The sequence below is a fragment of the Ahrensia sp. R2A130 genome (genome assembly GCF_000179775.1).
Taxonomy (GTDB): Bacteria; Pseudomonadota; Alphaproteobacteria; order Rhizobiales; family Rhizobiaceae; genus Pseudahrensia.
Genome location: NZ_AEEB01000005.1, coordinates 115,768 through 129,865, shown reverse-complemented (window position 1 = coordinate 129,865; position 14,098 = coordinate 115,768). Strand labels below are relative to the sequence as shown.

Sequence of the window (14,098 nt, the reverse complement as noted above, 5' to 3'; positions counted from 1 at the left end):
TTTCGACATCCGTTGCTTTTAGGTTTTGCAAAAGACCCGACGCGGTTCCAAAACGGATTGCGTTTTTCGGCGGTCATACTTCAGGTCCGTAGTCGGAACCTCAGGATAGGAACATCCAAACCGCAACCGCAGCCAAAATTGCACCGAAAACCATGTTAAGTTTGTTGGCACTATCGGGAGTTCTAAAAAGCCCAGCGATTTTCTCACCGACCAGCGCCCAAACGGAGAAGGCAATCAGGTTGTTGATGGTAAATACCGTTGTGATCAGAAGCACCATGAAGACCCATCCGCTTTCCGCCTGATCAAGGAACTGCGTAAACATGAGTGTGATAATCACGTAGGCCTTGGGGTTGAGCAAAAGCAGTATCACCCCATCAGTGAACGTTGCAGGTTTCGCTACCCCGTGATCTTCGATTGTCCCTGCCCGGAACAACTTCCATGCGAGCCAAAGCACGTAGAAAGCGCCGGCCGTTTTCAAAATAACAAAGACTTCAGGAAAGCGCTCGACAGCGGCAATGAAGCCGAAGCCGATTGCGGCTGTCACCACCCATGTTGCTGCATGGTAACCGACGTTCATGGGCAATGTTGAGCGAAATCCGAACCGTGCCCCGTTTGCCGCAAAAAAGAGATTTCCCGGACCTGGGCTGTAGGCGAGCGGGAATAGAAACAAGATGAGGGCGATTGATGTCTGAAGCATGTAGAAGTCCTTTCGGGACGCCCATCCAAGCGGACTTAACTTGCTACAACCACCCGATTCCCGCGCAACTCTAATTTTTCGGAAGCAATGCAGATTGGTAGTTGCCGCGCGCGAAATCGAGTTCAGGCAAATTTTCTCTCCCCGCCCTCCGTGCTCACCGCATACTGCTCTTTCTCTCGCGCATGAGCCGGTCGTCCGGACCGACCTGATGACTGCGTGAGAGCGATCCTTCCGTCGCGCGCGCTTAACGGACGCAAGCGGGCGGAGCTCTATGTCGCATCGGCAGGGCTGCCACAACAGCTTCGGGACCGGACGTCGAACGTCAGCAATGGCGGGCCGAAGGCAAGGTCGGCGGGGTGTTTACATCCTGTCTTCGGGGAGGTGACGGGAATGGTGTTGAGACACATCCGCAGCAGGATCGAGCGGGGCGAAGGCGTATGCCTTTTCGCCTGAAACTACAGGCTAACGGCAGATTCCTTTGCTCCGCTGGCTCATTTTTTACGGGGTCGCTTGCGCTTTGGCTTTGCCAAAGCGGCGACACCTTGTTGCGCTCACGCTGTCGGCCCCAAGGGGCCTTCGCTGCGCGGGTGCGGGGCATTAGCCCCGGGCGGCTCTGCGCCGCCTGTTGATCACTCGGACGCCGTAGGGCGGGTCGATGTTTTGCGACGACTGAATTTCTAGGAACCCGACTTTCTATTTTTTGGAAGGGCTGTGCCCGTCGGCATCGAACTCGCCGACCCACCAGCGCAGACGCCATTGTGTGATTTTCACATCGGCTCGTATTCCTGCCTGCGCGTAGGGGTCTTCGGATTCAAACAGCAGCGCTTCCTCGCGGTCGTCCGTATCGAACAGCGATGATCCGCCGATGATGTTCTCGCCGTTCTCATCCAGCAACGCGCCGGAAGCCAGAAGGCGTTTGCCGAAGGATGCGAGATAATCGCGATGCGCCTGCCGGACCTCTTCGCGTTCAGCGTTCTTGTTCGGGTGGTCGGTGGCTGTGATGAGGAAGGGCATAGGTTTCTCTTTTGAGGGCTGTAAAAGAAAAGCCGCTCCGGTTTCCCGAAGCGGCTTCTGAATTTGCTGGGTGCGGCGTGGCCTAGAGAAACGCGCCAAGACCCGGAATGGAGTCTTTCACCTTCTGCACCGTCTCAGCACCGGCGTGCTGTTCGGCGTAGGACAATGTTTCGGTTGCGATGTCTTTGATCTGGCCCATTTCGAGACCTTCGGCCATGAGCTGCTGGCCCATCGCCATGACGCCGCCTGTATCGCCGCCGCCTGTCATGGAAGATACAGCGCCCATGATGGAGCCCATCAGGCCGCCACCACCGGACGCTGCTGCATCACCGGCAGCTTCTGCGCCGCCGAACTGGGCGACCATTTCCGGACCGCCGGGAATGGCTTTAATCATTTCGGCAACCGGTCCGTCGTCGGCGGTGCGCTGCATGAGGCCGAGCATCATGCCCACGGCTTTTTCAGCAAGTGCTGGGTCGATGCCGACTTTGGCGGCGATGATGTTGGCTAGTTCCTGCATGGGTATCTCCCGTTATCGGCGCAGCGTTGCGCCATGACATGTGTTGCCATGATTGTAGGGATTGCGAGTGACGATTGGAAGGCGGCTCCATGATGCCGCAGGGGCTATCAAACGGGTGACCCCGCCGATGCCTTGGTGCATGTCACCATGACAATATAGAAAGGCATACCCATGGACCTGAACACAGCATTGCCCGCGTCACTGGCCGAATGGGCCGTCATGGGCGTTGCCTTGATCGCACTCGCCGGTGGACTGGTCACGCTGCTGGACCCGCGCCGCATCATGGCTTGGACTGGCCTGTCCCTGACGCCGGGTCGAGCGTTTGGGCTTTCGGAATTGCGAGGGCCACTGGGCGGCTTTTATGTCGGCGTCGCGCTGTACATCATTCTATCGACGCCGCGGCCTTACATCATTTTGACACTGGCCTTCGGCTTCGCGTGTCTCGGGCGGGTCCTGGCTTTCGTTTTGGACGGTGTGCGTTCGCGTGAAAACGTGCTGGCGGCTACGGGCGATGCGATACTGGCAACGCTGCCCGCGCTTTACGTGAGCGGCAATCTGGGGTGGGTTGACCGGCTTTTGTTCGGCTAGAACCGAAAACCCGCGAGATCAAGCGGCAGGTCATTGTTCCAAACGCTGTCGCCCAGCTGACAGACCATCAGAGGGTGTTCGGTCTCGGTGATCGTTTTGCCGGTGCGGGCAGCTTCGAAGCTCGTGGAGGTGACGGGATTGCTGGCTTTGGCAAAGCCCATGCCACCGTAGATGTTCGTATCCCCGAACAGCAGCGCGAAACTTGCGGGGGATTGTCGCCCCTCTTCCAGTGCGGCCATCACCAGTCTTCGCCCGATGCCCTGGCCGCGAAACGCCATATCAATCCCGACTTCCGCAATGCCGATCACGTCGAGCAAATTGTCCCCAAGTGTTACGGCGCGCAGGCCCAGCGCTAGATGACCGATCAAAATGCCATCGATATGCGCCGTGAAGCGGATGTAATGGCGGTTCTGGAAAAACGTGCGGCTGCCGAAGACACCGTGGAAGGGTTCTTTTAGAAGTTGCGCAATCTCCGACTCGAACGTCTGCGTCAGCCGCATTTCTTCTGTGCGGAGCATTTCCACTGTTGGCGTCTCGTTCATAGTGTGGGTCTTGGCCTTGCGTTCAGGCAATGCGAAAGAGGGATTTGTCGCCTGAACCGTGCGGCGCTGCAACTTTTGGGATAAGAAAATGATCGAATTTGCCTGGCCACTGTCCACCGGCGAATGGCTCGCCTTCCTCACCGGCCTTGCGACATTCCTGATCGGGATGGCTTTAATGCTCATTCCACGCCGGTTCATGCATGTGTTGGGGCTGGCACCGCGCGAAAACACCAACAATGGCGTGTCGGAAATTCGCGGGCCGTTCGGCGGCATGTGGGCCGGTTTGGGGTTGGCTTCCATCTTGCTGGCGCAGCCATTGGTTTATCTCGCGCTGGGCATAGCATTTGCCTTTTGCGTGCTGGGGCGAATCATCTCTTTTGCCGCTGACCGCACATTCAACATACATTGCGTCGTTGCGACGCTGTTCGAGATCGCAAGTGCGGTATTTCCCATCGCTTATGCCCTTCAGCTCATCCCATAACGAAGACTAATGTTGTGCCTTAGTCGAAAGGGGCAACAAAGGGGCGTATCACGCGGTTGCGACTCGAATTTCTCCATGTTAGGTGGAGCGCGCTTCGCGCATCTACGGGTGCGCTGCATGCGGCTGTCATCATTCATGGTGGCTGTGTGTTCAACCGGACCAACCGGAACTGCGGTATCGTATGATGCCAAGGTCAACCGGCCCAATAGTGAGAAATAATCACCTTGGCTCAAGACGGCTCGACAGCATCCGGCCCCGTATCCGGAGTGGCAGAACGCTACGCCTCTGCGTTGCTGGATCTCGCCGTTTCCGAGAAGAAACTTCCAGCCGTTGAAAAAGACATGAACCGTCTCGACGAGATGTTGAAGGGTTCCGAAGACCTGATGCGTCTCGTTCGTTCGCCGGTCTTTTCCGCCGACCAGCAGAACGCGGCTTTGGGCAAGGTTTTGTCGAAAGCGAAGATTTCCGGACTGGTCGCGAATTTCACACAGGTCGTTGCGAACAACCGCCGCCTGTTTGCCGTGCCGGACATGATCCGCTCATTCCGCATGAAGCTGGCTGAACATCGCGGCGAAGTCGCTGCTGAAGTTACCGTCGCCCATGCGCTGACGGCAGTACAGAACAAAGAATTGGCTGCGGTGCTGAAAGGCATCGTCGGCAAGGACGTGGCGCTCGACGTCACCGAAGACCAATCACTGCTCGGTGGTATGATCGTGAAAATCGGCTCACGCCAGATCGACACATCGCTGAAGACCAAACTCTCTTCCCTGAAGCTCGCACTTAAAGAGGTCGGCTAGATGGACATTCGTGCTGCGGAAATTACCGCGATACTGAAAGACCAGATTAAAAATTTCGGACAGGAGGCAGAAGTCTCCGAAGTCGGACAGGTGTTGTCCGTCGGTGACGGCATCGCCCGTGTCTATGGCCTCGATCAGGTCCAGGCCGGTGAGATGGTCGAATTTCCCGGCGGTATTCAGGGCATGGCCCTGAACCTGGAAACCGACAATGTCGGCGTCGTGATCTTCGGCAATGACCGTTCCATCAAGGAAGGCGATACCGTTAAACGTACCGGCTCCATTGTGGACGTGCCGGTTGGTAAAGAGCTCCTCGGCCGTGTGGTCGATGGTCTCGGTAACCCGATTGACGGCAAAGGCCCCATCAAGTCCAAGCAACGTGCCCGTGTGGATGTGAAAGCGCCGGGTATTATCCCGCGTAAATCCGTACACGAGCCCATGGCGACCGGCCTGAAAGCCGTTGATGCGCTCATCCCCGTTGGCCGTGGCCAGCGCGAACTCATCATTGGTGACCGTCAGACCGGTAAGACCGCTATCATTCTGGACACGTTCCTGAACCAGGCGCCTGCCCACAAAGGCAAGGATGAAGGCGAGAAACTGTACTGCGTCTATGTCGCGGTTGGTCAGAAGCGTTCCACCGTTGCCCAGTTCGTGAAAATTCTCGAAGAGCGCGGCGCGCTGGAATATTCCATCGTTGTTGCGGCTACCGCATCTGATCCTGCTCCCATGCAGTATCTGGCACCGTTTACCGGTTGTGCGATGGGTGAGTATTTCCGCGACAACGGCATGCACGCTCTGATCGGCTACGACGATCTGTCCAAGCAGGCTGTGTCCTACCGTCAGATGTCGCTCCTGCTTCGTCGTCCGCCCGGACGTGAAGCTTATCCCGGCGACGTTTTCTACCTGCACTCCCGTCTGCTTGAGCGTTCCGCCAAGCTGGGCGACAAGGCCGGCAACGGCTCGCTCACCGCTCTACCGGTGATCGAAACGCAGGGTAACGACGTGTCCGCGTTTATTCCGACCAACGTGATCTCGATCACCGACGGCCAGATCTTCCTTGAAACCGATCTCTTCTTCCAGGGCATCCGTCCTGCTGTGAACGTCGGTCTGTCGGTTTCCCGCGTGGGTTCTGCTGCACAGTTCAAGGCGATGAAACAGGTTGCTGGTTCGATCAAGGGTGAACTTGCCCAGTATCGTGAGATGGCAGCATTTGCCCAGTTCGGTTCCGACCTTGATGCTTCCACCCAGCGCTTGCTGAACCGTGGTGCGCGTCTGACGGAATTGCTGAAGCAAGCTCAGTTCTCGCCGCTGCAGATGGAAGAGCAGGTTGCTGTTCTTTTTGCTGGTGTGAACGGCTACCTCGACAAGCTGCCGGTTAACCGGGTTGGCGCGTTCGAGACCGGTCTGTTGCAGTCCATGCACACCGACCATGCCGATCTGATGAGCGAAATTGCCGATAAGAAAGCGCTGAGCGACGACATGACAGCGCGTCTGAAGTCAGCAATCGATGCTTTCGCTAAAGGCTTTGAATAAGAGTGGATCGGGCGACGCTAAAGTCGCCCGCTCAATCCTGAACCAATCAAACCGCAGGGGCCTCGATGGCGTCTCTTAAGGACCTCCGAAACCGAATTGCTTCGGTCAAGGCGACCCAGAAAATCACCAAAGCCATGCAGATGGTGGCGGCCGCCAAACTTCGTCGTGCCCAAAGCGCGGCCGAAGCAGCGCGCCCCTATTCGCAGCGCATGGATGCCGTCATGGCGAACATCGCTAACGCGGTGGGTGATAGCGCTGGCGCTCCAAAATTGTTGGCCGGTACCGGTTCCGACAAACAGCATTTGCTGATCGTCTGCACCGCTGAACGTGGTCTGTGCGGTGGCTTCAACTCGTCTATCGCACGTTTGGCTCGCCTTAAAGCTCGTGAGCTTATCGCTAGCGGCAAACAGGTTCAGATCCTGCCCGTGGGTAAAAAAGGTGCTGACGTCCTGAAGTCGGAATTTTCCGATATCATGATGAAGACTGTCGACCTCCGCGAAGTGAAGCATGTCGGCTACGAAAACGCCGCTGACATCGCCAAAACCGTGCTCGATATGTTCGCTGATGATCGTTTTGACGTCGCGACATTGTTCTACAGCGAGTTCAAATCGGTGATTTCACAAATCCCGACCGCGCAGCAGATCATTCCGCCGCAGATTCCGGAAATGGATGCGGATGCAGAGGCCGGCGGCACGATCTACGATTACGAGCCGGACGAGACCAAAATTCTTGACGATCTTCTGCCGCGCAATGTGGCCGTCCAGATTTTCCGCGCATTGCTGGAAAACTCAGCTTCCGAGCAGGGTGCCCGCATGTCGGCCATGGACAACGCCACACGAAACGCCGGTGAGATGATCGATAAGCTGACATTGACCTTCAACCGCCAGCGTCAGGCCAAGATCACCACCGAGCTGATCGAAATCATTGCCGGCGCTGAAGCGCTGTAAAAGACAAAGCGCGAAAGCGCGGTAACAGATACGCGGTGTGAGCCGCAGACGAATTTCCCGGAACGGCCAACAGCCCGCCCGAAGGAAGCATGAGAGAGAAGGGTACGACCCATGGCTAAAGCAGCGACACCCAAAACACCTGCAAAGGCAGCGGCTAAGAAGCCTGCAGCCAAGAAGGCACCGGCCAAAAAAGCCGCACCGAAGAAAGCTGCCATGGCATCCGGTGCCAAAGGCCAGATTTCACAGGTCATCGGCGCCGTTGTCGACGTTCACTTCGATAGTGAATTGCCGCCCATCCTGAACGCGCTGGAAACCGACAATAACGGCAACCGTCTGGTTCTCGAAGTCGCCCAGCACCTTGGTGAAAACACAGTTCGCACCATCGCGATGGACGCGACCGAAGGTCTTGTTCGCGGCCAAGCCGTTAGCGACACCGGCTCCCCAATTATGGTTCCTGTTGGCGAAGAAATGCTTGGTCGCATCATCAACGTCATCGGCGAGCCGGTGGATGAAGTTGGCCCGATCACGGCAACTGAAACCCGCGCCATTCACGCTGAAGCGCCACCCTATATCGAGCAGTCCACAAACTCTGAGATTCTCGTTACGGGCATCAAGGTTGTCGACCTTCTCGCGCCTTACGCAAAAGGCGGCAAGATCGGCCTGTTCGGCGGCGCCGGTGTGGGCAAAACCGTTCTCATCATGGAATTGATCAACAACGTCGCGAAAGCGCACGGCGGCTACTCCGTCTTCGCTGGTGTCGGCGAGCGTACACGTGAAGGTAACGACCTTTACTGGGAAATGATCGAATCCAACGTGAACGTCGATCCAAACGAAAATAATGGCTCAACGACAGGCTCCAAAGCTGCGCTCGTGTACGGCCAGATGAACGAGCCTCCCGGAGCCCGTGCCCGCGTTGCATTGTCCGGTCTGACCATTGCGGAAGACTTCCGCGACAAAGGCCAAGACGTGTTGTTCTTCGTGGACAACATCTTCCGCTTTACGCAAGCCGGTTCGGAAGTGTCCGCGCTTCTCGGTCGTATCCCGTCTGCTGTGGGCTACCAGCCCACGCTGGCCACCGACATGGGTTCCATGCAGGAGCGCATCACGACCACGACCAAAGGCTCGATCACATCGGTGCAGGCTATTTACGTGCCCGCAGATGACTTGACCGACCCTGCCCCGGCTACATCGTTTGCTCACTTGGACGCGACCACGGTTTTGAACCGCTCGATCGCTGAAAAGGGGATCTACCCCGCGGTTGACCCGTTGGATTCCACATCACGCATGTTGGACCCGCTGGTCATCGGCGACGAGCACTATGCGGTTGCCCGTGAAGTGCAGGAAGTGCTGCAGCGTTACAAAGCGCTTCAGGACATCATCGCTATTCTCGGCATGGACGAGCTTTCCGAAGAAGACAAAATTGCCGTGGCCCGCGCCCGTAAAATCGAGCGCTTCCTGTCACAGCCATTCTTCGTGGCTGAAGTCTTCACCGGTTCGCCGGGTAAGCTGGTCGATCTGGAAGACACCATCAAAGGTTTCCAGGGTCTGGTCGCCGGTGAGTACGATCACCTGCCAGAAGGTGCCTTCTACATGGTTGGCAACATGGATGAAGCTATCGAGAAGGCTCAGAAAATGGCTGCCGAAGCCGCTTAGGCTTCTGGTTCAAACGACAATAAGGAGCGACGGCAAACGGGTCGTCGCTCGATAACTAAAGCCTCTCAGGAAGACGCGACATGGCCGATACGTTCACATTCGAACTCGTTTCTCCCGAAAAGCTCATGCTGTCGGGCGCAGCTGAAATCGTTACTGTGCCCGCCGTTGAAGGCGACATGGGCGTCTTGAGCAACCATGCGCCAGTGATGACTAGCCTGCGCCCCGGTCTCGTGTCGGTGAAAATGGCTGATGGCGATGAGACCGAATATTTCGTCAAAGGCGGCTTCGCCGACATCACGCCTGACGCCGTAACCGTGTTGGCCGAGTTCGCTATCCCACGCGGCGAGCTGACCAGCGAAATGATGGCAGGTCAGCGTAAAGCTGCCGAAGAAGCGATGAACGCTGAGAAAGACGAGAACCGCAAAGCGGATCACCAGTCCTATCTCGACCAGCTGACGCATTTCGAAGAAACGCATCTGTAGGCACTACTTTTGTAGCCAGATCGATTATCAGATGTTGCTGCCAATCTATCCCCAATAAGATCACAAGCACTATGCTCTGCGTCATTGAAATGATGCAGGAGGCAGCTGGCCTGTAACGTTGGTTGTTAGACAGCGGCCTTAGCGTATGATGACAGCCGTTTTGCCAGCTCCAGATAAATCTCGCGTTTGAACTCAACGATCAGATCCGGCATTTCGGCTAGATCACGCCACGCCCATTCATCGAATTCCTGTGCGTGTCCATCTGGCGGCGGAGCGATCTGGATTTCCTCGTCATCACCCTCAAAGCGATAGGCGAACCAGCGCTGCTTCTGACCACGAAACTTTCCCTTTAGGCCAATACCAATCAGGTCTGCGGGAAGATCGTAATGCAACCAGTCTGGAAGCTCTTCCAGCAGCGTCACCGTTTCCATGCCCGTCTCTTCATAGAGCTCTCGCAATCCGGCTGCACGAGGGTCTTCGCCGTCATCAATGCCGCCCTGTGGGAACTGCCAAAGCTTGGGAGAGCCTGAATATTCGGTGTTGTTGGTAGGCGAGCGTCTACCTGCCCACACTTTGCCTACGTTGTTGAACACCACGACGCCGACGCAGGGACGATACGGCAGATCAGGTGCGGTGATCGGTTTCGTCAACGGGAATAGTCGCGCACGAGATTGGACAGCGGCACCAGCAGGATACCGCGTTGATTGAGTGTCTTGGCCCACTCCTCGACGATTTCCACCGTCTGTGGAAACGCTGTGGCCGTGGCGATTACGTTGCCCTGCTGGCGTGCAACGGCTTCGAGCGTCTGCAATTGCGCGCGGATACGGTCTGCATCGCGCACACGGTCTATAATGATGGATGCCTTGGCGTTGGGGAGGCGCATTTCGTTGGCATAGGTGACGAGATTGCTTGACTGCACAGTCCCGTCATCGACGATGCCCAATCCCCGCGCTCTCAATTCCTGTAGAATTGGTTCAAGGGCAGGGCGGTTGGAGAGCATTCCTGCGCCCAGATAATTGATGACGACGGGATAGTTGGTCATGCGTCCCAGCGACCAACGCAGGCTTTTCAGGTTCGCGCCCTTGCTCACCTTGCTGTTCAGCGTCTGCGGACCGGGGTTCACTGTCGGGTATCCGAGAGGCTCCATGGGCAGTTGCAGCGCCACTTCGTGGCCTTCACGGCGGGCAGCTTGCATCCAGCGTTGCAAGGAGTTGCCCTGCGGGGAGAATGCCAGCGTGATGCCTTCAGGCAAGCGTTTGATGGCCTCTTGCGTGCCGGTCTGGCTCAAACCGAGGCCGCCTAGCACTAATGCGATGCGGTTGGCACCAACGGCACCGCTGGACGCGGAATGAATATCGAGCGGTCGGGTACCGTCGCCGGAAACTTTCGGAAGACGACCGAATTCGCTCGGCTCCAGATTGTCCGGTACCGGCATCCATGGATTGCGGCGGGCCGACTGGATGGCAGGGTTCTGACGCGGCTGAAAGGCGATCTGCGGTTTGGCTGGCGTCGAAGTGCCATCTGGCTCATCAGGAAGCGGTTCCAACGGAGAAAGCCGCTTCGTTTTGGACAGATCAATGATGATGTTGCCGTCAGCATCGAATTTTGGTTCGACAGGAACATCATCCCCGCCATTATCGGATGGTGTAGATTGGTCGGTGGCTGGTGCGGGTGCAGTTGTCTGGGAAGTTTGTCCGGCTTCGTTGACAGCCACAACCTGCGATCCGTCATCACGACCTTCAAGGTACAGCCATGTGAAACTGCCGACCAAAATTAGTGCGGCAACCATAAGCCAAATCGAAACCGGAACGGCACCTATGCCGCCCGACTTGGATTTGGGGTCAACGCCGATCGGTTTATGAAGGTCACTCATGCCGGTCTACGGTTCTCATCTGCCGTTTTGGCGTTCAACATTGCTGCCTCATACGCCTATCAATGACAGAACAGACAGCTTGAGACTAGACGCGTTTGCAGTCCTTGCTGTTAAGCACTTCATCGGTGGCCGGTGGGAAAGACGCATCCTTCTTGATGCCACGCAGCAGATCGAGTGCGTGGTTGAGCTGAAGGTCATCCTTCGGGTCCGGTGGGACATAGGCGAAGGAGCCGGAGCCGCTATCGTCCTGGCTTTCACCCTCAATGGAATTGCGCAAGTTGCTTTCGCCGCGGGCCTCGACGCGCCCCTGAAGTTCAACCGGAAGGGGCTGATCGATAATGATATCGGGGTCGATGCCCTTGCCCTGAATGGAGCAGCCAGATGGCGTGTAGTAGAGCGCCGTGGTGATACGCAGCGCGCCTTTGTCGTTGCCCAGCGGGATGATGGTCTGAACGGAACCCTTACCGAAGGAGCGGGTACCAATGACGGTGGCACGGCGATGGTCCTGCAGTGCCCCTGCAACGATTTCCGAAGCGGAGGCTGAGCCGCCGTTGATGAGCACTATCACCGGCTTGCCGCGTGTAAGATCGCCCGGAGTTGCATTGTTGCGCTGAACGTCGCCCTTGGCGCGGCCACGGGTGGAAACGATTTCGCCACGGTTCAGGAAACTGTCGGATACGCCAATCGCCTGACCAAGCAGACCGCCCGGGTTGAGACGAAGGTCTACGACGTAACCTTTAAGGTCTTCATCCTTCACCTCTTCGCGGATTTTCGCGATAGCTTCCTTCAGACCCTTAAGCGTCTGTTCGGTAAAGCCGTTCACGTCGAGATAGCCAACATCGCCGTCGATGACGCGGGATTTCACCGATTTGAGTACAATCTTGTCGCGCACGATGGTGATCTTCATCGGCTTGTCGGCACCCTTGCGCAGGATGGTCAGCACGATGGGCGTGTTGATGAGGCCGCGCATCTTATCGACGCCCTCTTGCAGCGACAGGCCGCGCACGTTCACGCCGTCAATCTGGGACACGAGGTCGCCGGACAACACGCCGGCTTTTGCAGCAGGGGTATCATCGATGGGCGCGATCACTTTGATCAGCTCGTCTTCCATCGTCACTTCGATGCCGAGGCCGCCAAACTCACCCTTGGTCTGGGTCTGCATGGAGCGGCTTTCCCGCAGGTCGAGATAACCGGAATGTGGGTCGAGGTCCTTCAACATGCCGTTGATGGCGCTTTTGATCAGCTCTTCTTCTTTGGGTTCGGTCACATATTGTGAACGAATGCGTTCAAACACATCGCCGAAAATATCGAGCTGTTTATAGGTTTCCGAACCGGCAGCATCTGCCGAACTCTGGAAGCCGAGGCCCGTCTGGACTGCAAGAAGGCTTGTTGCACCGATGGCAACACCGGCCATCAACATAGAAACTCTACGAATCATTTCTCGTATCCTCTGGGGCAACCTGTTGGTCCGATTGACCTATGGTGCCGATGGTCTGTTGCAATCTTTCCTTCACCAGCCATGGCGATGGATCGATCGGCGTTCCGTCTCGTCTCAACTCTACCGTGACCACGGGGTCTTGGGAAGCGGCAGAGCTATCGTTCACCTGACCGGTTAATTGCGCGAGACCAGGGTTTGCAGTCATGCCCATTCGGCCCACCGGTTCGCCTGCTAAAACGAACTGTCCGGTGCGCACATTGGTCTCGGCCAATCCGGCAATAATGAGATGATAGGTCTCGCCTGCGTTCAAAATAAGAAGCTGGCCGTAGCTGCGGAACGGGCCGGAATAGACCACCCAACTGTCCGCAGGGGCGCGAACACGGGCGTTTGGACGAGTTGTGATGGCAATATTACGGGCTGACGTGCCGGAAGGGAGCCTGTCGCCGAAACGCAGCAATGTTGGGCCTGCAACCGGTCTCAGCACTTGTCCGGCAGCTTTGGAGAAGGGAATGGCCGGGGATTTTCGGGTTGGGTCTGCGGTGAGCACGGGCAGCTTGGCGTCAGGGTCGATAGCGCGGGGGCGAAGTGCTGCGACATCGAGACCATCCTTCAATTTCGCGCGAGCAGCGGCCAATCGTTCATTTTCGGCTCTTGCGCGGGCTTCATCTGCGGCGCGGGCCTGGGCTGCAGCATCAGCTGCCGAATCAATCTGGCTTTCCAATGACCCGATGAGACCCGCGAGCGACTTCGCTTTGGAGGCTAGCTCGGTGGCGCGGCGCTGCTCTGACATGAGCTCTACCGTTGTTTTTCCGGAAAGCTCCTGCTTGCGATCCAGCAGCGCGTTAAGGCGTTGTTCGTCTTCGCCCAATGCGTTGAGCGATGCGGTGACGGCCTGTTTTTGCTCGGCGATCTGGCGGGTGGTGCGTGCTAGCGTTTCTAACTGGGCGGAGAGGACCGAGGCTTTGGCGCGCAGGGGCGGAACGACGGAACCCATCAGGATCGCACCGCGCACGGAGGATAGCGCATCATCTGGGTGGACGAGAAGCGCAGGCGGTGGCTTGCGGCCCATGCGCTGCAACGCACCGAGCACCTTGGCCAAGACCTGTCGTTGACCGGCAAGTGACTTGTTCAACTGTTCACGGGTGCGTTCCAGTGCGGAAAGTTCCCGCTCGGCGCGGTCGACCTGCACTTCAAGGTCTTGACTACGATTGGCCGCCTCCACCAGCGCGCGGTTGATCGAACCTTCATCGCGCCCGAGATCCTCGATCTCCTGCGCCAATGCTTCCCGGCGCAGTTTTGCCTGTTCGAGCTGTTGCTGCACCTGCTGAAGCTGTTGCTCGCGGGTGAGTTTCGTCTCGAGCTTCTTCTGCGTCGGCGTTTGGGCGTGGGCAGGGACGACCGTGAGGGTCGTTGCCAGAATCAGCGATGTGAGAGTGACGCGCATGAGCGGAAGTGTAGCGATTTCGGCGTTAAGGGTCGATTAACTATGTGGGTGGGATGCGAGGGGCTGCTTGAAGATCACAACGGCATAGCTCGGCA

General features: G+C 57.3%; 15 protein-coding genes. 7 read left to right on the top strand and 8 right to left on the bottom strand.

The window, feature by feature from the left end:
- Positions 1-100: 100 nt before the first annotated feature.
- From R2A130_RS06935 to R2A130_RS06925, 3 genes are all read right to left on the bottom strand, one after another.
- Positions 101-697, bottom strand: coding sequence for a LysE family translocator (locus R2A130_RS06935; protein ID WP_009464298.1), 597 nt, complete (start codon positions 695-697; stop codon positions 101-103).
- Between the two features lie 693 nt (positions 698-1,390).
- Complete coding sequence (locus R2A130_RS06930) at positions 1,391-1,711, bottom strand: YciI family protein (RefSeq protein WP_009464297.1); 321 nt, start codon at positions 1,709-1,711, stop codon at positions 1,391-1,393.
- Between the two features lie 82 nt (positions 1,712-1,793).
- Positions 1,794-2,228: a hypothetical protein gene (locus R2A130_RS06925; RefSeq protein ID WP_009464296.1), complete on the bottom strand. Its 435-nt coding sequence runs from the start codon at positions 2,226-2,228 to the stop codon at positions 1,794-1,796.
- 171 nt (positions 2,229-2,399) lie between these two features.
- Here R2A130_RS06925 and R2A130_RS06920 point away from each other — a divergent pair, with 171 nt between their 5' ends.
- Entirely contained in the window at positions 2,400-2,816 is a 417-nt protein-coding gene (locus R2A130_RS06920) for a DUF4345 family protein (RefSeq protein ID WP_009464295.1), read from the top strand.
- Here the strand turns inward: R2A130_RS06920 and R2A130_RS06915 are convergent.
- The gene (locus R2A130_RS06915) at positions 2,813-3,358 is read right to left on the bottom strand and encodes a GNAT family N-acetyltransferase (protein WP_198008658.1); all 546 of its coding nucleotides are present in this window, start codon (positions 3,356-3,358) and stop codon (positions 2,813-2,815) included. The two genes, R2A130_RS06920 and R2A130_RS06915, sit on opposite strands and share 4 nt — an antisense overlap.
- 88 nt (positions 3,359-3,446) lie before the next feature.
- Between R2A130_RS06915 and R2A130_RS18415 the strand changes: the two genes are divergently transcribed.
- The 6 genes from R2A130_RS18415 to R2A130_RS06885 all read left to right on the top strand — a co-directional run bounded on the left by R2A130_RS18415 (position 3,447) and on the right by R2A130_RS06885 (position 9,248).
- On the top strand, positions 3,447-3,839 hold the full coding sequence (locus R2A130_RS18415; protein ID WP_009464293.1) for a DUF4345 family protein: 393 nt from the start codon (positions 3,447-3,449) through the stop codon (positions 3,837-3,839).
- 224 nt (positions 3,840-4,063) lie between these two features.
- On the top strand, positions 4,064-4,636 hold the full coding sequence (locus R2A130_RS06905; protein ID WP_009464292.1) for a F0F1 ATP synthase subunit delta: 573 nt from the start codon (positions 4,064-4,066) through the stop codon (positions 4,634-4,636).
- Positions 4,637-6,166, top strand: a complete 1,530-nt coding sequence (gene atpA, locus R2A130_RS06900; protein ID WP_009464291.1) for a F0F1 ATP synthase subunit alpha — start codon at positions 4,637-4,639, stop codon at positions 6,164-6,166.
- A gap of 65 nt (positions 6,167-6,231) precedes the next feature.
- Complete coding sequence (locus R2A130_RS06895) at positions 6,232-7,113, top strand: F0F1 ATP synthase subunit gamma (protein ID WP_009464290.1); 882 nt, start codon at positions 6,232-6,234, stop codon at positions 7,111-7,113.
- A 111-nt stretch (positions 7,114-7,224) separates the two neighbouring features.
- On the top strand, positions 7,225-8,766 hold the full coding sequence (atpD, locus tag R2A130_RS06890; RefSeq protein ID WP_009464289.1) for a F0F1 ATP synthase subunit beta: 1,542 nt from the start codon (positions 7,225-7,227) through the stop codon (positions 8,764-8,766).
- A gap of 80 nt (positions 8,767-8,846) precedes the next feature.
- Positions 8,847-9,248: a F0F1 ATP synthase subunit epsilon gene (locus tag R2A130_RS06885; protein ID WP_009464288.1), complete on the top strand. Its 402-nt coding sequence runs from the start codon at positions 8,847-8,849 to the stop codon at positions 9,246-9,248.
- A 125-nt stretch (positions 9,249-9,373) separates the two neighbouring features.
- Here the strand turns inward: R2A130_RS06885 and R2A130_RS06880 are convergent, their stop codons facing one another.
- From R2A130_RS06880 to R2A130_RS06865, 4 genes are all read right to left on the bottom strand, one after another.
- The gene (locus tag R2A130_RS06880) at positions 9,374-9,898 is read right to left on the bottom strand and encodes an RNA pyrophosphohydrolase (RefSeq protein WP_009464287.1); all 525 of its coding nucleotides are present in this window, start codon (positions 9,896-9,898) and stop codon (positions 9,374-9,376) included.
- Positions 9,895-11,121: a divergent polysaccharide deacetylase family protein gene (locus R2A130_RS17520; protein ID WP_009464286.1), complete on the bottom strand. Its 1,227-nt coding sequence runs from the start codon at positions 11,119-11,121 to the stop codon at positions 9,895-9,897. The genes R2A130_RS06880 and R2A130_RS17520 overlap by 4 nt, the downstream gene beginning before the upstream one ends.
- Before the next feature lie 85 nt (positions 11,122-11,206).
- Positions 11,207-12,559: a S41 family peptidase gene (locus R2A130_RS06870; RefSeq protein ID WP_009464285.1), complete on the bottom strand. Its 1,353-nt coding sequence runs from the start codon at positions 12,557-12,559 to the stop codon at positions 11,207-11,209.
- Positions 12,549-14,003: a murein hydrolase activator EnvC gene (locus R2A130_RS06865; protein WP_009464284.1), complete on the bottom strand. Its 1,455-nt coding sequence runs from the start codon at positions 14,001-14,003 to the stop codon at positions 12,549-12,551. Before R2A130_RS06865 ends, R2A130_RS06870 begins: the two co-directional genes overlap by 11 nt.
- Between the last annotated feature and the right edge of the window lie 95 nt (positions 14,004-14,098).